The following is a 23,522-nucleotide window of genomic DNA, read 5'->3' as shown; positions in this document are numbered from 1 at the left end:
GTAACAGAACTGAAGGAGAATCTGAATGGACCAATCTGCAAGGGAAATCATCGAAAGGGAATTTGAGAATCTGAGGGAGAAACTCCTTGACCTCACAATGCGGAACCAGCTCCTGAACTTCAGGCCAAGATCCAGGACGGTTGAGGTGGTGAACCATGACCCTGAGTACATATACAGCTACCTGGTCCTCAACGGGAAGAAGATGAAGCTCGCACCCCGCATTGAGGAGGAAACCCTTGACGATGATGATGAACCCCACAGTATAGATGAACCCGGCGAGACCCTGACAGGTGAAGGTGAGATCACCCCTCCTGAAGTAACCCCCATGGAGGTGGAGGATGAGAACATACTCCAGACGGCCCTGACAGAGGCCGAACTTCAGAGGAGGCTCTTCTACATCAACCAGAGGGCCAGGACCATGATACAGGAGCAGGGCTACAACATACTATACCTTGCCCTCGGCTTCCTTGAGTGGAGGACCGAGGGGGAGCCTGACATAAGGAGGGCCCCCCTGGTCCTGGTGCCGGTCTCCCTTGAGAGGAGGAGGGCCGGCTCATCCTTCTCCCTTCGCTGGGATGGCAGTGAGATCATAACCAACATGTCCCTCCAGGCAAGGCTCAGGGAGGAGGGTGTTGAGCTGCCAGAGTTCAGGATGCCCCCATCACCTGGGGGTGTCTCAGATTACCTTAAACGCGTCGAGGATGCCGTCTCATCAATGGAGGGCTGGGGTGTTACAGATGAGGTCCAGCTCGGATTCTTCTCCTTCACCAAGTTCCTCATGTACATGGACCTTGACCCATCATCCTATCCCAACTGGGATGAGATAGTGGACAGGCCCCTCCTGAGGGCCCTCTTCTCCATTGATGTGGATGATGACGCTGAGGAGGTGGACATAGACAGCATACCCTACAGGGACCTCTACCATGTGGTGGATGCTGACTCATCCCAGATAGCAGTCATAGAGGATGTTAAGGCTGGTAAGAACCTGGTGGTTGAGGGCCCACCCGGTACAGGGAAATCCCAGACCATAGTGAACCTCATAGCGGAGCTCATGGCCTCGGGCAAGACAGTCCTCTTTGTGAGTGAGAAGATGGCGGCCCTTGAGGTTGTGAAGAGCAGACTGGACTCCATAGGACTGGGAAGGTTCTGCCTTGAACTCCACTCCCACAAGGCCCGGAAGAAGGACGTCCTCAATGAACTGGAGGCCACCCTCATGGAGGCTGAGGCAGAGAGACCCGACGCCGGGAGGGAGTTCAAAAGGATAGAGAAACTCCGTGATGAACTCAACGAGTACCGCCGGGCCCTCCATGAGCCACTCTACAGCATACAGCTCTCCCCATTCCAGTTATTCGGGATGAAGGAGCGTGCAGAGAAGTACTTCAATGGAGACATGCCCTTCGTCAGGATACCATCCCCTGAGACCATAACACCAGATGAATGGGATGAGGCCCTCGTTGAACTCAGGAACCTTGCCAAACTGGCTGAACTCCTTCCCCCACTCCCGGAGAACCCCTGGTCCGGCACTGACCCCGGTATGATGCTGCCCTCAGATGTCAGGGAACTTGAGATGCTCCTTGAATCTGTGATGAAGACCACTGACAGGTTAACAGGCGCCATCAGGGAATTCCAGGAACGCTACGGGTTCATGAAGGTCAGAACTGGCAGTGACCTTGAGAGGCTCGGGGAGGTTGTCTCTGTGGTTGCAGAGTCAAGGCCCTTCGACCTGGGGGTCCTTGAATCAGATATCTGGGACCGCTACAGGGCAGACGCCTTCACACTCCTCGATAAACTTGAGGTCTACAGCAGGAAGCGCGAGATACTGGACAGATTCCATGAATCCGTCCATGGAGTGAACCTGGAGGCCCTGCTCAGGGAGTACCTTAAGGAGTCCTCCAGCCGCATAAAGTTCCTGAGCGGAAGGTACAGGAAGGTGAGGAATGAGATAGAGGCCCTCTACGTTGGAAGGGCCCCTGAGAATGACTACGAGGTCGTTGAGGACCTCGAAAGCCTCATGGACGTCATGAGCCTCAGGGAGGAACTTGAGAGGTACAGGGAAGTGGCTGAGAGGTTCTTCGGCCCCATGTGGAACCCTGAGAATCCAGCCCTCGAGGACCTCAGGGCCACCGCAGAGTGGATAGTGAGGTTCAGGGACCTCCACAGTGAGGGCCTCATATCTGAGAGGACCCTTGAGTGCATCTCCAGGGGCCTTGATGGTGAGGAACTCCTGGCCAGCTTCGAGGGCATCATGGAAATCTACAGTGAACTTGAGGATAAACTCAAAAGGCTCCAGGAGAGTATAAACACCCACCCACATGTCCTCTTCAACTCCCCACCAGGGGAGGTCCCCTTCCGTGCATGGAGGTCAAGGTTTAAGGCCTGGAGGGAGGCCCTCAACCTCCTCCCCCTATGGTCACAGTACCTTGAGAAGAAGAGGCTCTGCATGAAGACCCGGGGGGCTGCATTCATACCCATAATAGAGTCCGGTATAATCGGTATGGAGGATATAAGGCCCGCAATGGAGGGCAACCTTGCAGATGCACTCCTTGAGAGGGCCTTCAGGGAGATACCCGCACTGTACACATTCATAGGTGACCTCCACGAGGCCAGGATAAGGGAGTTCAGGGAGCTGGACTCCAGGATAATCGAACTCAACAGGAAGAGACTCATACACCAGCTCAACAGTAACATGCCCACAGTCTTCGGGGGTGCGGCCCCAAACTCTGAGGAGAGTATCCTCAGTGGTGAGTTCACACGTAAAAGGGGTCACATGCCCCTCAGGAAGCTCCTGAAACTTGCAGGTGGCGTTATAAAGAGGATAAAGCCATGCTTCATGATGAGCCCCCTCTCGATAGCCCAGTACCTTGACCCCCGGAGCAGCGAGCTCCAGTTCGATGTTGTGATCTTTGATGAGGCATCACAGGTTAAACCCGAGGACGCCCTGGGGGCATTCCTGAGGGCCAGGACGGCGGTGGTTATGGGTGACACCAACCAGCTCCCACCCACCAGCTTCTTTGACCAGATGATATCCTCTGAGGAGGACTCAGAGGACGTGGCGACCGCCGCTGACATTGAGAGCATACTCCACCTCTGCAAGAGGAGCTTCCCTGTGAGGATGCTGAGGTGGCACTACAGGAGCCGCCATGAATCACTGATAGCTGTCTCCAACCAGGAGTTCTATGACAACAGGCTCCTGGTCTACCCCTCCCCTGCAAGGGAGGACGATGAGCTTGGACTGCACCTTGTTTACCTCCCTGACACGGTCTATGAGCGTGGAAGGACATCCTCAAACCCCCTTGAGGCTGCGGCGGTGGTTGACGCCATAGAGGAGCACTTCATGAGGTACGGTTCCTCGAGGAGTCTCGGTGTCGGCACCTTCTCGGTGGCCCAGATGAACGCCATACTGGAGGCCCTTGAGGCCAGGCTCAGGGAGAACCCTGACCTTGAACGGATCATAAACCAGGAGACCGATGAACCATTCTTCATAAAGAACCTGGAGACCATCCAGGGGGATGAGAGGGACGTTATATTCATAAGTGTGGGCTACGGATTCGATGAGAACGGCCGCATGTCCCTCAACTTCGGGCCCCTCAACCAGGAGGGGGGTGAGAGGAGGCTCAATGTCCTCATCACGAGGGCCCGTGAGAAGTGTGTTGTATTCACAAACTTCAGGGCATCTGACCTCAGAACAGGGCCAGGGACCCCCTTCGGTGTCAGGGCCCTGAAGAGGTTCCTGAGGTACGCGGAGACTGGTGTGCTGGATTCAGACTCCACTGACACCTCACAGGGACTCTTTGAGGATTCGGTATATGAATTCCTGGTTGATGAGGGATTCGAGGTTGACAGGGGAGTTGGATGCGCAGGGTTCCGTGTTGACTTCGCGGTGAAGGATCCTGATGACTCTGGCAGGTACATTGCAGGGATACTCACAGATGGTGAGATGTACAGCAGAGCTGAGGTTGCAAGGGACCGCGACAGGCTCCGGGAGGAGATCCTGAGGAACCTGGGCTGGAACATCATACACCTCTGGTCATCTGACTGGTACAGGAACCGTGAGGAGACACAGAGGAAGGTTTCTGATAGGCTGGAGGAGATTGTTGAGGATGCCAGGGCTGCCAGGGAGTCACCTGAGGTTGCTGAGACTGGACAGGATGTCGCTGAATCCGGGGATGTGGAGTCTGTGGCCTGTGACCCTGGGGATGTGGAGTCTGTGGCTGACCAGAAAGTCCACTCTGAACCCCGGAGGGATGGAGTTGCAGAGTACGTCGAGTATGAAACAGATAAGCTCAGGGAACCTGATGACCTCTACCGGAGCCCCACACCAGTCATATCTTCCATTGTTAGTGAGATAGTCTCCATGGAGGGCCCAATCCATGTGGAGGAGGTCATAAGGCGCATAAGGGAGTCATGCGGGTTGAGGAGGGCCGGCCGGAGGGTCAGGAGCATAATCAACTCGGCGATTGAGATGGCTGAGAACAATGGGAACGTCAAGAGAAACGGTGACTTCCTCCTCCTTACAGACTCCATGCCTGTCACGGTCCGGAGGAGAAGCGGGAGGATCGACATCTCCCTGATATCCCCCATGGAGATCGAGGAGGCCGTCAGGATAGCCCTCAGGTCAACCTCTGATATGGATGAGGTTGTAACACGCGTATCAAGGATGTTCGGCTTTAAGAATACGAGCAGGAAGACGGCCTCCGGTATAAGGAGGGTCATTGAGGACATGTCAAGGAGGGGCGAAATTGTGGTTGATGATGAAGGTGTCAGGGCCCTCTGATGGGAGGTTCAGATGAATCCCTACTCCATCATCTCCCTCATGGCAGCAGTCATCGCATTCTGCACCGCAATTTTCATCTACCAGAGAAATCCTGGCAGCAGGATAAACCTCCTGGTATCCTGCCTTGCAGTCACGGTCTCATTCACTGCATTCACCGAGTTTGTCTACAGGCTTGTTGAGAGCCCGGCGAATGCATACATCTGGCTCAAATTGAGCCTCATCTGGCCAGTCATCCCGGCGATTCTCCTCCACATATCCCTGATCTACACTGGAAGAAGGTTGAAGCCCTGGATGCTGGCCCCCATCTATGGACCGGCAGCTGCATTCATCTCCACAGGACTTTCAACGGATCTCCTCATAAGTGGGGCAATGCAGACCTACTATGGCTGGACCTACGCCCTCCCTGAACCTGCAGTCTTATTCGCTGCATTTGCCGTCTGGAGCATCGCCCTTGCACTGGCAGCTGCATTCATGGTTCTGGTTGATTATATGAGGGCTGAGGGCTACAGGCGGAGGGAGTCACTCTACCTTTTCACAGGCCTCTTCATGCCACTCATCGTCAGCTTCATCACAGACTTCATCGTGAGGGACCTCCTGGGCATCATGTTCCCTGAGATGACCCAGACCATGCTGAGCCTGGGCCTTCTCTTCATCGCCTACGGTGTGTGGAGGTATGAGTTCCCGGAGCTATCACCGGCGGTTGCAGCGGAGAGGATAGTCGGGATAATGCCCAACTTCCTCCTCATCACAGACCCTGAGGGTAGGATAAACAGGTGGAGCCGGAGCATTGAGGAGAAACTACTCTACACAGAACTCAGGGGCCAGTACGTCTGGAGCATATTCGAGCCTTCAGAGGCCAGCATGCTGAGGGAGATAGTATCATCCTCCAGTTCGGCTGAGATGGAGACCCGCATACTGTCAGCAGATGGCAGGGCACTGGACGTCCTCCTGACGGCCTCACCAATCAGGGGGCGCCTCTCTGAGCCCATAGGATTCGTTTTCATCGCCACAGATATAACGATCCAGAGGAGAGCCACCGAGAGGCTCCGTGAGAGTGAGATGAGGTTCCGTGGAGTGGCGGACAACATATCTGATGGTATAGCAATAACGGATAGGGAGGGGAAGGTGGTATACTGGAACCGGGCCCTGGAGGAGATAACATCCATGGGGAGGGATGATGCAGCTGGAAGGTCCATGGATGATATATGCTCGGACCTGATCCTGGAGTCACTGGGGGATGATGAGTTCCTCATGGAGGGTGGCCGGAGGGTCAGGATGTTCAGCTTCCATATAACCGGGGACCTCAGGGCGGTCATTCTGAGGGATGTGACCGAAGCCCGGCGCTATGAGGAGTCCCTCATCTCTGCCCTCAGGGAGCGGGAGACCCTGATAAGGGAGGTGCACCACCGGGTCAAGAACAACCTCCAGATAGTATCCAGTCTCCTGAACCTCCAGAAACCATACATAAGGGACCCTGAGGACCTCAGGATATTTGAGGAGAGCCAGGCCAGGATAAAGTCAATGGCCATGATACATGAGAGCCTCTATCAGTCAGACTCCCTCTCAGAGATAAACATTAAGAGTTACCTTTCAAGGCTTGTAATCGAGCTCCTATCAACCTACGGCGTCTCCGGGGTTGTATCAGACCTTGAAGTGGATGAGGTGGGCCTTGACATTGAAGTTGCGGTGCCACTGGCCCTCATAGTGAACGAACTCGTTACCAACTCACTTAAATATGCCTTCCCTGATGGCAGGGGTCGGATACGGATTGAATTCAGGGAGTTGGATGGCCTGTACCTCATGGAGTACAGGGACACGGGTCCCGGCCTTCCAGATGACTTCGGATCCGGGGGATCTGACTCACTGGGCATGACCCTGGTACGGGCCCTTGTGGGTCAGCTTGGGGGTGAACTTGAAACCTTCAGTGAGGATGGTGCTGTATTCAGGATCACATTTCCATCGATGGGGAGGTAAAATTTTTAGAGGTAGATTAACATACATGTCTGTGGTGTTGCCATGATACCCTTTGGACGTGAATTTCAGGTTGCCCAGTTAATATCTGCTGTGATAACGGGTCTGAGTTTCCTTTACATGCTCATGGTCTCAATGCAGGACAGGAGATGGGTCTACATGACCCTCGCAGTCCTCATGCTATTCATATCGACCGTCTGCGGTGTTCTGAGGGAAACAGTGGCCTTTGATGCCTTCAGGACGGCTGAATGGTTATTCATAACCTTTGCATCGATACTCTTCTTCTATGCAGCACTCAAATCAAACAGGAAACTGGAGGCTGAGACATGATGATCCTTATCATGAAGGCAGTGGCCCTCATATTCATGTCCCTTGCAGCCGTACTCTCGGTGAAGAATTATCTCATGACGAGGTTTGCCTCAGGTTTGTGGGCCCTGGTATCAATGGCCCTCCTGACTGGCACCATCCTGATTGCTGTGAGGTTCATAAAGGAGTTTCTGTCGTTCCCTGAACTTGAGGTTGTTAAGGTATGCCTCCTCCCTGTTATGATGGCGTTCATCTTCGCAGCATCCTTTGAACTTAAAAGGGACATTCTAAAGCCCCTTTAATTCTTATCAGGTTTAAGCTTCATATGTCTACTCATCTTCGTTGATTCCCTCAAGCCTTGCGACTCCATCAACCCATTCAAGGCAGTAATTTTTTCTTTCGGCCCTCTTAACAAGTATCACACCTGTTACAGCCCCGAATATTCCGCCAAGGAGGTCTGTGAGGAGGTCAAACATGGTATCCTCCAGGGGATCCATTACAGGGGACCCCTGCGTTGGACCCGTTGGGAGGACGTGCTCTATGTGCTGGTAGAGGTGGTGGTCATAGCCGTACTCCACAAGCTCAAGGAGGGCGCCGAGTCCCAGGGTCACGAAGATTATGAGGAAGGCCATTATCAGGAGGCTGGTCCTTATTTTCCCATGGACGTAGGCGGTGTAGATGAGCATCATACCTATCAGGGCTACTATGAAGGGTACCGTGAAGTGCATGAACTTGTCATAGTAGGCTATCCTCCCGTAGAGGCCGAAGGTGTTGCCGAGGATGTACTCCAGTGCAACCACCGTCAGGAAGAGTATCTCGATCTCCACGGGGATGACCCTTAAACCGTGGGGGTGCCTCAGGGCCGGGAGGTAGACGACTGCAACCGCGATGAGGGTTATGAGGCCGAATACCTTCGTACCTCCGGCTCCAAAGACAACGATGATAACACCCATCGCCACCAGGAGGATCCTGAGTGATGTTAAAAGTTTCATCTTCCATGAAGTGTTCTCTCTGCACTCATTCATGATTCCACCTTCGCATTAGGTACTTCTCAACTTCTACTGCAAGCAGCCCTGTCAGTGAGAATGGTACTATGAGAGCCCACCACGTGGAGGGGAATGGGCCTGTTTTGAATATGAACTCAAGGCCCGGGAGATATATTATGAGGAGGGTGATGGCTGCTGTTATCAGTATCCCGTAGAGGACCCACGGGTTGGTGGCGGAATTCAGGACCACGACTCCTGCTATGACCACCGTATCGATCCATTCACCTATAATCGCTGTGAATACTCCCACCACGATAAGGACGTAGACCAGTAGGCTCTGAAACTGCTTAAGAAACCTTAAAAGGGGGCCTGGTTTTTTGAACCTGATCTCGTTGAGGCCGTGAATGTTCAACCTCCTACTGACCTCAGCCTCTCCTAAACCATTGCTGGATGTTTCAAGTTCATCAAAAACCTCATACGTGTTAATCTCTGATAATTTCTTCCAGGAGGCCACTTCGACACCATTTACATGTATGTTTTCTGTTGTGGATAATCTTTATGAGTTTGTTCTACTATCCACCAGAAAAATACATTTATTGAGAACATATATAATTCACATTAAAGGGTGATACCATGAAGGTGCTAAAGAGGAGGGGTTTCAGGGAGCCCTATGAGCCATCCAAGATAAGGGCATCACTGGAGAAGGCAGCCATTGATGCAGGTTACAGCCCGGAGGAGAAGAGGGAGATCATCGAGAGGGTCTATGAGACCGTCAAGAAGAAGATAGAGGCTGAGGAGGAGATAAAGAGCGATACGATACGGGCGTGTCTCCTGACCGAGCTTGAAAGGTGTGAACCATACATTGCAAAGTCCTGGAGAAGGTTTGAGAAGAAGTACAAGAAGTAGACTTTGGGAATAACTTCCTCAGAGCAGCCCTTCTTTATTTTTCAGAATGATTCATGTTGATTCCTTCACAGAACCGATATGTATATATGTTCATGTCGATATAGTTTTCCTGAGTTATGGAGGTTAAAAACCATGGACAGGAAATACGTTGCACTGGCAGCCGTAGCAGCTGTAATCCTCTTAGGAATAGGATTTTACGCAATATCAGGTAATGGAGATAGAGAAATACTCAGAATATCCACAACAACAAGCCTCGAGGACACCGGCCTCCTTGAGGATGTTGAGGCAGCCTTCGAGAGGAAATACCCCGGCATCGATGTGCAGATAGTTTCAGGTGGAACCGGCATAGCCCTCGAGCGCGGGAAAAGGGGCGACGCCGACCTTGTGATTGTCCACGATAAAGAAAGGGAGGAGAAATTCATAAATGAGGGCTATGGCGTGAAGAGATACCCCTTCGCCTACAATTACTTCTACATCGTGGGGCCAGCTGATGACCCGGCAGGCATTAAAAATGCAAAAACAGGAGAGGACGCCTTCAGTAAGATACTTGAGGGAGCAGAGAAGAACCCCAGGAGGGTCAAATTCGTGTCAAGGGGCGATAACTCAGGCACAAATTCAAGGGAGATAAGTATCTGGAAGAAGGTAACCGACTACAACGCCACCGTCAATGGATCAGCATGGTACATTGAGACCGGGAGTGGAATGGGGGACACCCTGAGGGTCGCAGATGAGAAAGATGCCTACACACTCACAGATTCAGGGACATACCTCTCCTACAGGAACAGAACAGACCTTGTGGCCTACCTGACAGAGGACAGATCACTGCTCAACGTATACTCAGCAATACCCCTCAACCCGTCAAAGGTGAAGGGTGTAAACACTGACGCCGCAGAGAAATTCATCAACTTCCTCATGAGCGAGGAATGCCAGAGGCTCATAGCAGATTACGGGAAGGATAAATACGGCCAGCCACTCTTCATGGTCATCACGGGAGGCTATGAACCCGGATGAACCATGAAATAAATAATCTTAACCTTTTTTTGCACCGTTAGGCATATCCAGTCATCTAAAGAAATAACCATGAAAGCAGGCTGAAGGGCAGAATAATCAAAAAGAACATGATACTCGTCTAACTAAAGAAATAACCATGAAAGCAGCAGGCTGAAGGGGGACCCGGAACTTGAATGAGATAATAGCAGGCTTCATAAGGGCACTTGACCTCATGGCATCACTTGACCCTGAACTCATTGATATAACCCTACGTACGCTGATGATCTCACTATCATCAACCATCATGGCAGCTCTGGTGGCAGTGCCAGCAGCAGCAGCAATTGACTCGAGGGAATTCAGGGGTAAGCGGTTCATCATGAACATCATACAGACACTCTACAGCATCCCCACGGTCCTCGTGGGCCTCTTCGTCTTCCTCCTCATATCACGCTCAGGCCCCCTGGGGTCATTCAACCTCCTCTTCACACCCGCAGGGATGATACTGGGCCAGAGTATACTGATACTGCCCCTCGTAACAGGATTCAGCCTCACAGCCCTCAGGGGTGTTAAGCCGGAGCTCAGGGACCTTGCAAGGTCACTGGGGGCCACAGAGTACCAGGTTATGATGAAGGTCATCGCCGAGGCAAGGTACGCGGTCATGGCCGCCATCATCCTGGGCTTCGGCAGGGCCATATCAGAGGTGGGTGTGGCCATAATGCTCGGTGGAAACATAAGGGGATTCACGAGGGTCATAACAACGGCCATATCCCTTGAAACATCGAAGGGCAACCTTGAACTCTCAATAGCCCTTGGAATAATACTCCTCCTGATCTCCCTCATGGTTAACACCGCCCTCAACCACTTCCAGGAGAAATGAATGCCTGGGTGATTCTTATGAACGTAATTGAACTTTCAGGGATAGGAAAGAGCTACGGGGACCTTAAGGTCCTGGAGGACGTTAACCTTAAGGTGCGGGAGGGTGAGACCCTGGGCATCATAGGGCCAACAGGAGCCGGTAAATCCACCCTCCTCCGGATAATGGACCTCCTCGAGAGACCGGATGCGGGTGAAATCCTCTTCCATGGAGAGAACGTGGATAACCTGAAACCCCTGGAGGTCCGTAGGAGGATGGGTATGGTGTTCCAGAACACCCCCGTATTCAGGGGCACCGTGACCGGGAGTATCCTCTACGGTCCTGGCGTGAGGGGTGAGAGGCCCAATGAGTCGGAGGTGAAGGAGGTCCTGGAGCTGGTGGGCCTTGAGGGCTATGAGTACAGGAAGACCCATGAACTCTCCGGTGGCGAGCGCCAGCGCCTGGCCCTGGCCCAGGTACTCATAAACCGGCCAGAGGTGGTGCTTCTCGATGAGGCAACATCCAGCCTGGACCCCATCTCAAGGTCCCGGATGGAGGAAGTCATATCTGGGCTGGATGTTACAGTGATATTCACGACCCATGACCTGCTCCAGGGACAGAAGCTTGCAGACAGGATTGCTATCCTCAACCACTCCATCCTCCAGACAGGAAGCCCCAGGGAGATATTCACAAAACCAGCAAGCAGGTTCGTGGCGGAGTTTGTCGGTGCAAGGAACATACTCAGTGGGAGGGCCCGTGTCACTGGTGACGGAATATCCATCATCAACTGCGACGGTATAAGCATTTACTCATCAGAGAAGGCTAGAGGGGATGTTTCAGCCACCATAAGGCCGGAGGATATTACTGTTTCCTGGCAGCGGACTGATTCAAGCGCCCTGAACCAGTTGAGGGGCCGTGTGGTGGCTGTGCGCGACTCCGGTTCACTGCAGCAGCTTGAGGTTCTCTGTGGCGGTGAAACCCTGACTGTCCACATGACAAGGAAGTCCCTCCATGATATGGGGATAACCACAGGGTCCAGTGTCTGGATCGAGTTCAAGGCCTCTGCAGTTCATATAATCAGGTGATCTGCCTATCAGAGGCTCAGATGAAGCGCCGTGGATCCGTTTCAATATCCACAACCACGGGACCATCAGTTCTCAGGGCTTCACTCACAGTGTCCTCCAGTTCACCTGGATCATCCACCCTGAGGCCCCTGCCCCCGCAGTTCTCTGCAAACCCTGCAAAGTCACACTCCTGGAGCTCTGTCTGCCACACCGGGAATCCCTCAACACGCTGCTCCTGCATTATCATTGCAAGGTTCCTGTTGTTCATTATGAAGACCCTCACAGGGAGCCCGTACTTCACGGCTGTGAGGAAATCGGCCATCACCATCGAAAAGCCACCGTCACCGCTGATACACACAACCTGTCTATCCGGGAATTCAAGCTGGGCTGCGATGGCCGCAGGAAGACCGAAGCCCATGGAGCCCAGGTAACCCGAGAAGAGAAGTCTCTGGGTGCTCTTCATCTGGAAGTTCCGGCCGAACCACCAGCAGTTCTCACCTACATCAAGGGTTATGATGGCATCATCATCCAGTTCCCTGTTCAGGACTGATATGATGTACTGGGGCCTGATGGGCCTCAGTGAGGGATCCGCCTCTGATTCAATAAGCTTCAGCCATCTGCCCTTAAGTTCCTCAAGTTCTGCCAGGTAGGGATCCCTTTCTCTATCCTCCACCATTGAGAGAAGCCGGGGTACTATCAGGGAGGACCTTCCTGTGAGTCCCTGCTCAACCGGGTGTCGCCTTGCAATCATGAGGGGGTCAATATCGATCTGGAGGATCCTCCCCGCAGGGATCTGTGTGAGGTCAGAGAAGGATGACCCGATAACCACGAGGAGATCAGATTTTCCCACAGCCTCAGCCGCAGCAGCTGAGCCCAGACTACCATGACAGCCCATGTAGAGGGGGTGGTCATTATCAACAACACCCTTAGCCCTGAAGGTGGATACGATGACTGCCCCAATCCTCTCTGCAAGTTCAACAACACTGTCAGCCGCTTCCAGGGCACCGAAGCCCGCTATTATCACGGGCCGCTCTGCCCTGTTTATCAGATCAGCTGCAGCCCTCAGCTGATGCTCCGTTACTGTGACTGCAGTCCCTGATATCATACCCCTCAGTGGTTTCACCATGGCGGTGCACTCCATGCTCTGAACATCCCTCGGGACTTCAACATGTGAAACACCCCGCTCAAGGATGGCGTGCTTCAAGGCCTCCCTCGCAATCTCCGCCGTCTCCTCAGGGCTGACAAGGGTCATGTTGTAGACTGAGAAAGACTCGAAGAGGCTGTGCTGGTCTATCTCCTGGGTTGCACCTGCACCCATCCTGTAGGTCTCGACCTGCCCTGTGACTGCAAGGACAGGCGCCCGGTCGAGGGCCGCGTCAAGGAGCCCCGTTATGAGGTTCGATGCTCCGGGACCGGCAACAGCCATGCAGACCGCGGGTTGACCCGTCAGTTTGCCGTAGCTGGAGGCCATGAAGGCCGCTGCAGCCTCATGGCGCACCTGTATGTACCTTATCTCATGGTTCCTTCTGAGGGCATCAACAAGTCCCAGGGTGGATGTGCCCGGGATGCCGAAGACGTATCTAACACCCCATGCTGCAAGCTGGGAGATGAATACATCGGATACCGTCCTTCCACCCTCCTCCCTGGCGGATGAAACCCTCACAAAGGCGCTGCGTGGAGCATTACAGACAGGGCACCGCCAGTAATCAGGGAGGGACTCAAATTCACCCTCAGTCTTCTCATGAATATGTAGTTGCATACTGTGCACCTGAAGTCAGCCATCAAATCACCCCCGTTACCTGAATTTTCAACCCCTCCCCCATGTAACTGCCCATAATATCACCTGTAGATATTATATGTATCATGCAGGATAAAATGCTACACTCCCCATCTTCATGCTATATTAATGAAAATATTTCAGCCCCCCCCCACTGCAGTTGAACCATTCCCGGGCAGTGGTTTCATGTCACCGGGGCAGACATCATGAATAGATTGAGGTCCCCTGAGTATCCACTCTGCAGAGGAGGTCCGCCATCACAACGGAAATCATGGCCCAAGTGGACAAGGAGTGAAGGGCATTACAGCCGCGACACACCCTGGAAACAGAACACTATTCACAGCAAAAATCCCTAGCTTAACAGCATCATCAGAGCTATCACACCCCATGAACAAAACATTAATATTCACAGGAGCCCAATCTAGGATCAGTGATATCATCAGGGGTTCACCATGACAAGATCACTCTGCACCAAGGACGAGGCATGCACAGAGAAGCAGAAGAGGGCTGTTAAGAAGACTGAGGGGCCGCTGGTGGTTGTGGCAGGTCCAGGGGCAGGTAAGACCCGTGTACTTGTTGAGAGGGTCGCATACCTCGTCAAGAGGAGGGGTGTGAGTCCAGAGAACATACTCGTCATAACCTTCACAGAGAAGGCAGCCGGTGAACTGAAGGCGAGGCTCATAAAATGTGTTGGACTGGACGCCGAGCTCATGCAGATATCCACCATACACTCATTCTGCAGCAAGGCGCTGAGGGACCACCCCGAGGAACACGAATTCGGGGCGGGATTTGAGATACTCGACGAGGAATCCCAGCTCATGTTCCTCAGAACGGTGTTCTATAAAATAGGACTGAACCGCTACATGAGGATGGGTGAGGTGCACAGGGCCATGGAATTCTTCAACAGATGCACCGAAAACTGCATTGAACCAGGGGAGCTCAGGGAGGCCCTCAGGAGGGAGTACCCTGACAGAAAGGAATACCAGGGCATCGCAGAGTGCTACGGTCGCTACCTTGAACTCCTCAGGGAGCAGAAGAAGATAGACTTCCCTGGCCTTGAAAAGGAGGTCTACATCCTCCTGAACTCCAGCGAAAGGGTCCTCCAATCCGTGAGGGACAGGTACAGGTACATAATGATCGACGAGTACCAGGATACAGGCCCGATACAGGAGATGATATTCAGGAAAATAGCCGGGAAGAACTCCAGCATCTGCGTCGTTGGGGATGAGGACCAGAGCATCTACGGCTTCAGGGGGGCCACACCAGAGAACTTCATAAGGTTCCGCGACGAATACGGGGCAGAGGTCGTCACACTTGAGGACAACTTCAGGTCAAGGGCAGGGATAGTCCTGACTGCAGACAGCTTCATGAGGGGAGAGAGGCACTACGAGAAGACCATAAAACCTGTAAGGGACGGCGGGACTGACGTCGTTATACTGAAGAGTCGCGACGTTAACTCAGAGGCCAGGAACATAGTATCACTGATAAAGAAACTGAAATCCTCTGGCAAGATACCTGAATACGGCTACGTCGCACTCCTCTTCAGGAGCGTCCGCAACCACGCAGATAAGGTCCTTGCAGAGCTTCGAAGGGAGGGCATACCCTACATAGTCCGTGGAGACGGCTCCTTCCTCAAAAGGTATGAGGTGAGGAGCATGCTCTACTTCCTGGCCTACGTGGACCCGCCGGACTATGGAGGAAGATTCAGTAAGTGGAATGGCTGGTGGAACATATCCAGGTTCAGGGGCGAATTCCTTGGCCTCACCAGTGAAACCATTGAGGCCATGGAGTCCCTTGACAGGAACTGCAGGCTCTCAGACTTCACGTCAATGGAGGAACTTGAGGAGATCGGCATACGCGGTGAGGATGCAGAGAAGATCCTGGGCCTCAACAGGATACGCCAGGAAGTCGGGGAGGGATCGCTGACAGTGCTCCAGACCTTCTACAGGATACTTGAGGTTACAGGGTACCTCAGGAGGCTCATAGAGGATGGGAGTGACAGGAGCAGGGCCAGGATATTCAACCTCGCAAATTTAAGCTCACTTATAGACAGATACGAGGCCATAAAGCCAGGAGCAAGGATCCAGGACATCTTATGGTACCTCTACCTACTCCCCAGCCACCTCCACCACGACGAGGCATCCCTGGAGGACCCGGCGTCGGTGAAGATCATGACTGTGCATCAGGCCAAGGGCCTCGAGTTTCCTGTTGTCTTCATCTGCTCGGTCATAAACGGCAGGTTCCCTGTTAAAAGGCGTGGGAGTAAGGACACAATACCCATCCCCCGGGAACTCCTGCTATCACCCGGCGAGGTACCTGATGAGGACCGGAGGCTCTTCTACGTTGCAATGACAAGGGCCCAGGACGCCCTCATCATATCAACAGCACCCCGTATCAACACAAGGAAGGTGGGGGTGTCACCGTTCATCACAGACCTCAGGGACAGGTGCGGCATCTACGAGTGTGAATGCACATCCATCAGCAGATGCCTCGAGAGGGAGTGGGGTGAGGATCCCCTCAGGATCAACTTCTCAGCCCTCTTCACCTACGAGGAGTGCCCCTTCAGGTACATGCTCATCTACCACTACGGCTTTGTCTACCCTGAGACCTTCATGCAGCGCTACGGGATAATACTGCACAGGTGCCTGGAGGAGCTCCACCTTGCCATGAAGAATTCAGAGGATATAAACGGGGCCCTCATAAGGAAAATCGTTGAAAGGTGCTGGATACCCATGGGTAGAGACGATAATGTTAAAAAGAGGCGCCTTGAGAGGGAGCTCCTCAACTATTATCATGATACAAGGGACCATACAGGTGAGGTGGTATCGGTGGAGGAGCCCTTCTCCATACCCGACACTGATATAATAATAGAGGGAAGGACAGACCTGATAATCAGAACCAGGGACGGTGAACTTGAACTTGTCGACTTCAAGGCCCGTGAGCACGGCGGTGTTGAGAGGATGGCCCTGGAGTACCAGCTCAGGACCTATGAATACGCCCTCAGGGACAGGTACAGATTTGACCGCCTATCTGCCTATGCTATACGGGACTCCATGAGGATATCCTTTGACCCTGACCCCGACTTCCGGGTTAAGGAGAGGATAACTGAAACCGTTGAGAGGATAAGGGATGAATGCTTCGAACCCCGGAAGAACCCCTTCTGCAGCAGATGCGTATTCAGGGCCTTCTGTGGTGTAGGTGATTAGTATGGAATTCACAGATTTCTATGATATACTCCGTGATAACCTCAACAGTTACCGTGGAGAATATGAGAGGATTGTTGACTACGCCCCGGACCTCTTCAGACTCCTTGCAGACCTCCTGCAGAGCAGGGAGATCCGGAGGGAGGATCGGCTTATGATCTGCGCAGCCATGGGCTACCTTGTGGCCCCCCATGACGTCATACCTGAGGAGATATACGGTCCCCATGGATACATAGATGACGTCTACCTCTGCTCTGTGGTGGTTGATAGGATTGCAGGGAGGATGGGCTACCGGTTCCTTGAGGAGTACTGGGGCGGCGATGAGGACCTTGAAGCGGTGATTGGGGAATGCATTTCAAGGACCTCCGAGATACTGGGTGATAAGAGGTTGAGTGTACTGGAATATACAGGCCTTAAATAATCTTCAAATCAGATAGCCACATCATGTAAACCCGTGCATGGCGTGTAAAAATATGCTTATAACTATACAGCCTATAATGCGCTGACCTCTAAGCATCTGGACCCTCCTGAACACCAACATGAATACGCTCCATGCCCGGCGCATGGGTGATTAAAGATGCTGCTGGTGAGCCCCCTCCTATCAGTCCTCATTCGGGTTTATACTCTGCAACCAGAAAGAAATGAATAAATGATGGTTCATCGGCCCCATAACTTTGAGCCGCACATCCCGCAGAAGTTCTCATCACCTTTGAGGGTTGTTCCACATTTTGGGCAATTGAAACCGTTTTCCAGCTGTCCAGTGGTGTGTCTCTCCATGATCTCACTGTATGCCCCGGATTCAATCCATTCAAGAATTTCGGATGCCCTCATAACGGTCCATGGATGGGTGTTATCCATTACAAGAAGCGCCTTCCCTACCTTATCAAGGCTGTCATAGTCATAATCCCTGAATTCCCTTGCCTGTTCAAGGAATGCATCCCTTTCAATCCTGTCAAAAAATTTTTTTGGAGCACCCGCCATTTTGATCAGGGCGTTTATCACGGAATCTTCGTCCTGGCATGCCAGTAGCCCGGCCCGGTCAGCTGTAAACTCTGACATGCGCCACCAGTAGAGCAGAGCAAGTTGAAGTCCTGTACCTATAATTCCGCCTATGCCCAGTGTTGCTGTTCCAAGGATGTCACCAATGATGGGTATAACCTCTGCCATCGTCTGGTAGAGCATATGCCCACTTTTTATATGTCCAACTTCATGACCTAGCACGTATCTGAGTTCATTGTCTGTTAGTAAGTCTATGGCGCCTGAAGTTAAGCCTATTATTGGGTTTTCCGATCCAGCTGTAAAACCGTTAATACTGTAATCCCATGAAATGTAGAGGTCGGGTATCTTTTTGAGATGAAGAGTGTTGCACACGTCAACAAGAATGTCGTAAACTTCAGAAAAACTTCTTTCATTGACCTTTATGTAGCTTCCAGTATATTGCAAACGTAGGTCCCTCTCCACACCATGTTTGAACAACTTACGTGTTAGGCTTTCAAGACCGGGTGTTCCCTCGAGGGCTTGAAGGGCCTTAAGGTCAAGAGGATGCTCATATTCACTGGGATGGAGAAGTTCCAGTTTCTTTATCTCTCCCACATTATCATCTCCGGAATTTTTCAATGAATCTTAGCCTTCCTCCGCACTTGCATGTCCCTGAAAAATCAGACAGATCATCCAGTGGTCTGACCCTGTAGTGAGCATTGCACCTATCACATACAAGATAAGTGCCACCGTCCTCCCTTGAGCCATTTCCACCAGGGTTCAGGAGTACGCTTCCTGCAGAATCAATAGCATTATCGACTGCACTGAAAAACTTTGACTCCAGCTCATGGAAATTCCTCTTTAAATCTTCAAACTGGACTTCATTCAGGACATAAAAAGGTATGCACATATCCTTCAGTACCCTTATCCCCAGTATCAGCAGGACCCTGTCTAATAGGGGCGCCGCAGCTGGTGCAGAACTTAAACCCGGGAGAAACCTCTTCACCACATTTCTCACAGCAAATACTATCTGTGGTTTCTCTGGACATTGAGACCTCCCCAAAAAAATGTTTAACTCTAATTCATAATTTGCCTTTTAAATTATAAACCTTATCATTTGTGGTTCACTTAATTAATTCAGATTCTCTTTTCTGCAGAAATCATATAACAATGAGTAATATCCCTCTAATAACTAATCATGGAAATGAAAACAGTATTCATAGGTTAAAATAATGCCAGACTCTGAACCATCTGAGGATGTGGGGGTTCAGGTTTAAAGGCTTCACCTCAGCCAGATGCTCATAAAAATGAGGGTGTCCAGATAATAATTTATAATCCAGAATTAAATAATAAATCTGGAGGTGCTTTAATGGACTACACTCAGATCGGTGAAAGGTTCAGGGAACTTTTGAAGCTTGAGAATGAACCCGTGGCCATAAGGTGGTCAGTGAGGGAGCCACGGGACATAGAAAGGGAGGAAGGTAAATCGAGGTTCTGCGAGAAGCTTGAGAGGGCCATGAAGGGGGAGGTCTTCTATGCAACTGCAGATGAGGAGGAATGTATGGGGGGTGCAAGGTACACAGGGTTAAGGGACGCGAAAGAGTTCCCGGCCAATATGAGAAGCGGAGCATTCCTCACGGCCATGGGGGTCTACAGGGACATCCCGGCGGTCCAGCGCTCCTGGCGGAACAATCTTAACATTGAACCGGGCATATTCAGGGCCCTCATATTCGCACCACTTGGAAGGGCCGAGTTCGAACCAGACGTCATATTCATAGTATGCAATGCCAGGCAGGCAATGGAGATACTCCACGCCAACGCCTATGATTCAGGTTCACATGGACTGGGGGCAGATTCAGGGCCCATATGCAGTTCAATGGTAGCACTCCCCTACCTCACAGGTAAGGTAACCTATGGCTTCGGTGACACCGGATCAAGGAGGCACATGGACATCAGGGACGAGGATGTCATGGTCAGCATACCCGCAGGTGACCTTCAAAGGATAGTCTCAAACCTCGAGGAGATGAGGACCCGGAGGTCCTTCAGGGAGGAGTGATGGGGACAACACAGGATAACATCCTCCATTCAATGGTAAACATGCCAATCACAATCAAATTAATACCTGTGTGAAGTTACTTGCTTCCCTAGAACACCATCCAGAGAAGTATATCACAATCAAATTAATACCTGTGTGAATCCTACTGGAGGCCATGGAGGGCGTGTGAGGAATGCTGAGGATTCTTTTTGTAAGGGACGTTGAAGCCGACGTATCTGACCTTGTGGAGAAGCTCAGGTCATCCGGCTTTGAGGTGACTGTCACTGACACCCCTGAAAGGGAGGCCGATGCCGACCTTGTACTGGTATACACAGCCCCTGAGAAGGTCCCCGGATGGGCTTCACTTGACATCGGGGCGCCCCTCATGTACCTCCTGGACTTTGATGAGGACGTCGTCGTAACCTGCCCCCACGGATGCCTGGGGAAACCCCCGGGAGGGGAGGAAATCAGGGAGTGCATGGAGTTTATCATAGATAGACTTGTCCTGGAGGGGGAACGATACAGGGAACTCTTTGAAAACATCAACACCTGCGTCGCGGTCTACGAGGCCGTGGATGATGGGGAGGACTTCATTTTAAGGGACCTCAACAGTGCCGCTGAGGAAGTTGAGGGTGTTAAGAGGGATGACGTCCTTGGAAGAAGGGTTACCGAGGTATTTCCAGGTGTGGATGATTTCGGACTCCTTGAGGTCATGAGGAGGGTCTACGTGACGGGAAATCCTGAGCACTTTCCAACCGCCCGGTACAGTGACGAGAGAATAAGTGGATGGAGGGATAACTTCGTGTACAGATTATCCTCAGGTGAGGTGGTGACAGTCTATGAGGACCTCACAAGGGAGAAACAGCTTGAAGAGGAACTCATGGAAAAGGAGAAACTCTACAGGACCATATTTGAGACCACAGGGACTGCGACCACCATAGTGGATGAGGACACCACCATAATCCTGGCCAACCGGGAATTTGAGAGGCTGAGCGGCTATTCAAGGGATGAGATAGAGGGGAAGAAGAGCTGGACCGAGTTCGTGGTGGACGAGGACCTTGAAAGGATGAAGAGGTATCATTACCTTCGAAGGAGGGACCCGGGCCTTGCACCGAGGAGGTACACCTTCCGGTTCCGTAACCGTCATGGTGATGTCAGGCACATGCAGATGACCGTGGATATGATTCCGGGTACCATGAGGAGCGTGGCCTCCATGGCGGATATCACGGAGATCGAGAGATCCCTGAGGGAGAAGGAGGTCCTTCTGAGGGAGGTGCACCACCGGGTCAAGAACAACCTCCAGATAGTATCCAGTCTCCTGAACCTCCAGGGCCTCAGGGTGGGGGATGATGAGGTCCTTGATGTGCTGAAGGAGAGTCAGGGCCGTATAAAGGTGATGGCAATGATACATGAGCACCTCTACCAGTCGGAGTCACTGGCCAGGATCAATTTCAGGGAGTACGTGGAGCGGCTGGTGAATGATATAGTCATCTCCTATGGTGCAGGGGTAAGGACCGTGATTGAGGTTGATGATATTAAACCGGATATTGACACCGCGATACCGCTGGGGCTCATGATAAATGAGCTCGTGACAAACAGCGTCAAGTACGCCTTCCCTGATGGCACCGGAACCATTGCAGTGAGTATCAAGGTGGAGGATGGCAGGGCTGTGCTGGTGGTGGCTGATGATGGTGTTGGTTTACCTGAGGATATTGACCCTGAGGGCACCGATACCCTGGGTCTTATGCTGGTGAGGATACTCACCCAGCAGCTGGATGGAACCCTCAACATCAGACGTGATCACGGTACAGAGTTCAGGATAGGCTTCCAGATGGAACCTTCGTAATAGTGACGTTTAACGAAGGTTATCCCGGATTTTTCATAAAAATTAAAATGGCATCAGATGGGTGTAAATCACCATTAATATATATACTGGATGGTTTAACTACTCCATTCCAGCGCAAATTTCAGTCTCAATAAAATGAAAGAATCGAAGAGGGCATGGATGCCACCCTGGAGACTGTAATTTAATAAGCAGTGGGTTGATACTCCCCATGATATAGAAGGCCATTACTGGAAGTCATTACCTGGTTAGATACTGCCGATAGCAGGTATCCATATGAAATTATGAACATAACAGTATATTGATCTCATTCAAGAAGATTATCCTCCTTCAGGTGATCAAGAATTATTTTTCGGATATAGGCACTCATACTTGTCTTGGGCGGGACTTTTCTTTTAAGGGCCTCGATTTCATCAGAGTAGAGTCTGACAACAACAGGGTCCATGGTTTTAAGTCCTCCTCCGGGTCTCCTTCCAGCCATAAGATTATACCCCCTTACATAAACTTTGTCCACGGAACTTATAAAACTTTAGAAATGAACCCCAATCCAGATATGAGCTACAGTTATACTGCAAAACCCTGTTTAAAGAAGGACTGCAGTATTGCTAAAGAAAAACAAAACCCTAGTATATGTGGAATGGAACAAAGGGTGAATATGCACGTAACAGATATCATGTGGCTGAGGCGCGCCCGTGATACACTCTGCATATAAGGACCAAATGTTGCGATCCATACCCTATCATGTCCCGGTCATATTGTTATCCACGCACAAAAGAGCTCCGCAAGGAAAAAGGATATAATAAACTCACCCCATAGGTTAAAGGGGAAACATCTTTTTAAGTGATACCATGGCCTACCTCATATGTGAGAACTGTAACCACTACTGGCAGATAAACTCTGAAGAGGAATTCTGGGTATTTTACATGTGCGACGAGTGCGGTTCACCTTTACTTTACGTTAACAGCCTCCATGAATACCGTAACCTGACAAAAAATGTACCGGAATCCTTCAGGAAGACCCATGCAGAGAGGAAGGCTGAAAGGTACTGGAGGCTCTCAAGGGCAGTGCACTGGACACTCCCTGCCGGGGCCCTGATATTCGCATCCGGATTACTTCTTAGCATGAAGAATATCGCCTGGGCCTTCCTCCTGATCATCACAGGGCCCATGATCATTATAATCTCCCTTCCAATCATGAAGATGAGTGAGATGAGGGGTAGGGGCTGGAAGAAGGGTCATGTCGGGGAACTCATAGTTGCCAGCTGCCTCCGACGGCTCCCCCAGGGATACCACATCTTCAACGACGTTCACCTTCCAGGTGCCCACGGAAACATCGATCACATTGTTGTGGGGCCCACAGGGGTCTATGTGATTGAGACCAAGTCCTACTCAGGAAAATATATAGTTAGGGGTGATCGCTGGTTCCTGGACGATGATCTCAGGAAGGAGGAGATAAGGTCACCATCCACCCAGGCAAAGAGAAATGCCGCCACACTCAAGGAGTTCCTTGAATCAGAGGAGATCTATGTATCATGGGTCAACGCCATCGTTGCATTCATCAACAGCTCCTGCACCATCATGGAGGACGACGAATACTGCATGATAATGAAGCCCTGCCAGATCCCGGAACACATATCAAGGAGCCGCCTCATGCTCGGTGAGGGCAAGGTGAACATGATAGTTGATGTTCTCAGGAACCACGCCTCAGAGGTCTGGTAGCTCAATTAACACCCAGAGCACCGCAACTTTATATGCATGAAGGACATAAATATCTTCTTCAATTCCATGTATGGAGGATTCTGATGGATTACTATGAGAAATTTAAGGGTTTTCTGGC

At 51.6% G+C, this 23,522-nt stretch carries 20 protein-coding genes; 13 read left to right on the top strand and 7 right to left on the bottom strand.

The annotated features are described in order from the left end of the window. Nucleotides 1-25: 25 nt before the first annotated feature. Genes DNK57_RS08080 through DNK57_RS08065 form a run of 4 tightly spaced genes read left to right on the top strand, consistent with a single transcriptional unit; the run spans nucleotide 26 to nucleotide 7,353 of the window. Nucleotides 26-4,774, top strand: a complete 4,749-nt coding sequence (locus DNK57_RS08080; RefSeq protein WP_192962462.1) for a DUF3320 domain-containing protein — start codon at nucleotides 26-28, stop codon at nucleotides 4,772-4,774. 12 nt (nucleotides 4,775-4,786) lie between these two features. After that, entirely contained in the window at nucleotides 4,787-6,748 is a 1,962-nt protein-coding gene (locus DNK57_RS08075; RefSeq protein WP_192962461.1) for a histidine kinase dimerization/phosphoacceptor domain -containing protein, read from the top strand. A gap of 42 nt (nucleotides 6,749-6,790) precedes the next feature. Beyond that, nucleotides 6,791-7,075, top strand: a complete 285-nt coding sequence (locus tag DNK57_RS08070) for a hypothetical protein (protein ID WP_192962460.1) — start codon at nucleotides 6,791-6,793, stop codon at nucleotides 7,073-7,075. Next, nucleotides 7,072-7,353 (top strand): hypothetical protein, encoded by a 282-nt coding sequence (locus DNK57_RS08065; RefSeq protein WP_192962459.1) that lies wholly within the window; start codon nucleotides 7,072-7,074, stop codon nucleotides 7,351-7,353. The genes DNK57_RS08070 and DNK57_RS08065 overlap by 4 nt, the downstream gene beginning before the upstream one ends. 27 nt (nucleotides 7,354-7,380) lie before the next feature. On the opposite strand, the gene DNK57_RS08060 is transcribed toward DNK57_RS08065, so the two are convergent. Both DNK57_RS08060 and DNK57_RS09330 read right to left on the bottom strand, forming a co-directional pair. Continuing rightward, nucleotides 7,381-8,076 (bottom strand): hypothetical protein, encoded by a 696-nt coding sequence (locus tag DNK57_RS08060; RefSeq protein WP_192962458.1) that lies wholly within the window; start codon nucleotides 8,074-8,076, stop codon nucleotides 7,381-7,383. Then, nucleotides 8,069-8,551, bottom strand: coding sequence for a cation-transporting P-type ATPase (locus DNK57_RS09330; RefSeq protein WP_192962457.1), 483 nt, complete (start codon nucleotides 8,549-8,551; stop codon nucleotides 8,069-8,071). The genes DNK57_RS08060 and DNK57_RS09330 overlap by 8 nt, the downstream gene beginning before the upstream one ends. A gap of 119 nt (nucleotides 8,552-8,670) precedes the next feature. Between DNK57_RS09330 and DNK57_RS08050 the strand changes: the two genes are divergently transcribed. The 4 genes from DNK57_RS08050 (at nucleotide 8,671) to DNK57_RS08035 (ending at nucleotide 11,871) form a co-directional block, all read left to right on the top strand. Continuing rightward, a complete protein-coding gene (locus DNK57_RS08050) occupies nucleotides 8,671-8,943 on the top strand; it encodes an ATP cone domain-containing protein (RefSeq protein WP_192962456.1) in 273 nt (90 codons plus the stop codon). A 132-nt stretch (nucleotides 8,944-9,075) separates the two neighbouring features. Beyond that, nucleotides 9,076-9,954, top strand: coding sequence for an ABC transporter substrate-binding protein (locus DNK57_RS08045; protein ID WP_192962455.1), 879 nt, complete (start codon nucleotides 9,076-9,078; stop codon nucleotides 9,952-9,954). A gap of 169 nt (nucleotides 9,955-10,123) precedes the next feature. Then, entirely contained in the window at nucleotides 10,124-10,810 is a 687-nt protein-coding gene (locus DNK57_RS08040) for an ABC transporter permease (protein WP_192962454.1), read from the top strand. A 17-nt stretch (nucleotides 10,811-10,827) separates the two neighbouring features. After that, entirely contained in the window at nucleotides 10,828-11,871 is a 1,044-nt protein-coding gene (locus tag DNK57_RS08035) for an ABC transporter ATP-binding protein (RefSeq protein WP_192962453.1), read from the top strand. 16 nt (nucleotides 11,872-11,887) lie between these two features. Here the strand turns inward: DNK57_RS08035 and DNK57_RS08030 are convergent, their stop codons facing one another. Next, nucleotides 11,888-13,609 (bottom strand): thiamine pyrophosphate-dependent enzyme, encoded by a 1,722-nt coding sequence (locus DNK57_RS08030; RefSeq protein ID WP_226891218.1) that lies wholly within the window; start codon nucleotides 13,607-13,609, stop codon nucleotides 11,888-11,890. A 470-nt stretch (nucleotides 13,610-14,079) separates the two neighbouring features. Between DNK57_RS08030 and DNK57_RS08025 the strand changes: the two genes are divergently transcribed. Next, nucleotides 14,080-16,833, top strand: a complete 2,754-nt coding sequence (locus tag DNK57_RS08025) for an ATP-dependent helicase (protein ID WP_192962452.1) — start codon at nucleotides 14,080-14,082, stop codon at nucleotides 16,831-16,833. 1 nt (nucleotide 16,834) lies between these two features. Continuing rightward, the gene (locus DNK57_RS08020) at nucleotides 16,835-17,251 is read left to right on the top strand and encodes a YkvA family protein (RefSeq protein WP_192962451.1); all 417 of its coding nucleotides are present in this window, start codon (nucleotides 16,835-16,837) and stop codon (nucleotides 17,249-17,251) included. Nucleotides 17,252-17,487: 236 nt separating this feature from the next. Here the strand turns inward: DNK57_RS08020 and DNK57_RS08015 are convergent, their stop codons facing one another. From DNK57_RS08015 to DNK57_RS09395, 3 genes are read right to left on the bottom strand one after another with little or no spacing between them, the layout of a single operon-like run. Then, the gene (locus DNK57_RS08015) at nucleotides 17,488-18,423 is read right to left on the bottom strand and encodes a M48 family metallopeptidase (RefSeq protein ID WP_192962450.1); all 936 of its coding nucleotides are present in this window, start codon (nucleotides 18,421-18,423) and stop codon (nucleotides 17,488-17,490) included. 4 nt (nucleotides 18,424-18,427) lie between these two features. Beyond that, nucleotides 18,428-18,718 carry a hypothetical protein gene (locus DNK57_RS08010; RefSeq protein WP_192962449.1) on the bottom strand — a complete coding sequence of 97 codons (291 nt, stop codon included), beginning with the start codon at nucleotides 18,716-18,718 and terminating at the stop codon, nucleotides 18,428-18,430. After that, the gene (locus DNK57_RS09395; protein WP_192962448.1) at nucleotides 18,690-18,857 is read right to left on the bottom strand and encodes a zinc-ribbon domain-containing protein; all 168 of its coding nucleotides are present in this window, start codon (nucleotides 18,855-18,857) and stop codon (nucleotides 18,690-18,692) included. Before DNK57_RS09395 ends, DNK57_RS08010 begins: the two co-directional genes overlap by 29 nt. Before the next feature lie 320 nt (nucleotides 18,858-19,177). Here DNK57_RS09395 and DNK57_RS08000 point away from each other — a divergent pair, with 320 nt between their 5' ends. Together DNK57_RS08000 and DNK57_RS07995 are read left to right on the top strand one after the other, a co-directional pair. Beyond that, nucleotides 19,178-19,864, top strand: a complete 687-nt coding sequence (locus DNK57_RS08000) for a DUF169 domain-containing protein (RefSeq protein ID WP_192962447.1) — start codon at nucleotides 19,178-19,180, stop codon at nucleotides 19,862-19,864. Nucleotides 19,865-20,036: 172 nt separating this feature from the next. Then, a complete protein-coding gene (locus DNK57_RS07995; RefSeq protein ID WP_192962446.1) occupies nucleotides 20,037-21,689 on the top strand; it encodes a sensor histidine kinase in 1,653 nt (550 codons plus the stop codon). A 304-nt stretch (nucleotides 21,690-21,993) separates the two neighbouring features. On the opposite strand, the gene DNK57_RS07990 is transcribed toward DNK57_RS07995, so the two are convergent. Next, entirely contained in the window at nucleotides 21,994-22,167 is a 174-nt protein-coding gene (locus DNK57_RS07990) for a hypothetical protein (RefSeq protein WP_192962445.1), read from the bottom strand. A 367-nt stretch (nucleotides 22,168-22,534) separates the two neighbouring features. Here DNK57_RS07990 and DNK57_RS07985 point away from each other — a divergent pair, with 367 nt between their 5' ends. Next, complete coding sequence (locus DNK57_RS07985) at nucleotides 22,535-23,404, top strand: nuclease-related domain-containing protein (RefSeq protein WP_192962444.1); 870 nt, start codon at nucleotides 22,535-22,537, stop codon at nucleotides 23,402-23,404. Nucleotides 23,405-23,522: the final 118 nt, after the last annotated feature.

Source organism: Methanothermobacter thermautotrophicus (assembly GCF_014889545.1).
Taxonomy (GTDB): domain Archaea; phylum Methanobacteriota; class Methanobacteria; order Methanobacteriales; family Methanothermobacteraceae; genus Methanothermobacter; species Methanothermobacter thermautotrophicus_A.
The sequence above is the reverse complement of the archived record's forward strand: the minus strand, read 5'-3'. Positions and strand labels throughout refer to the sequence as shown.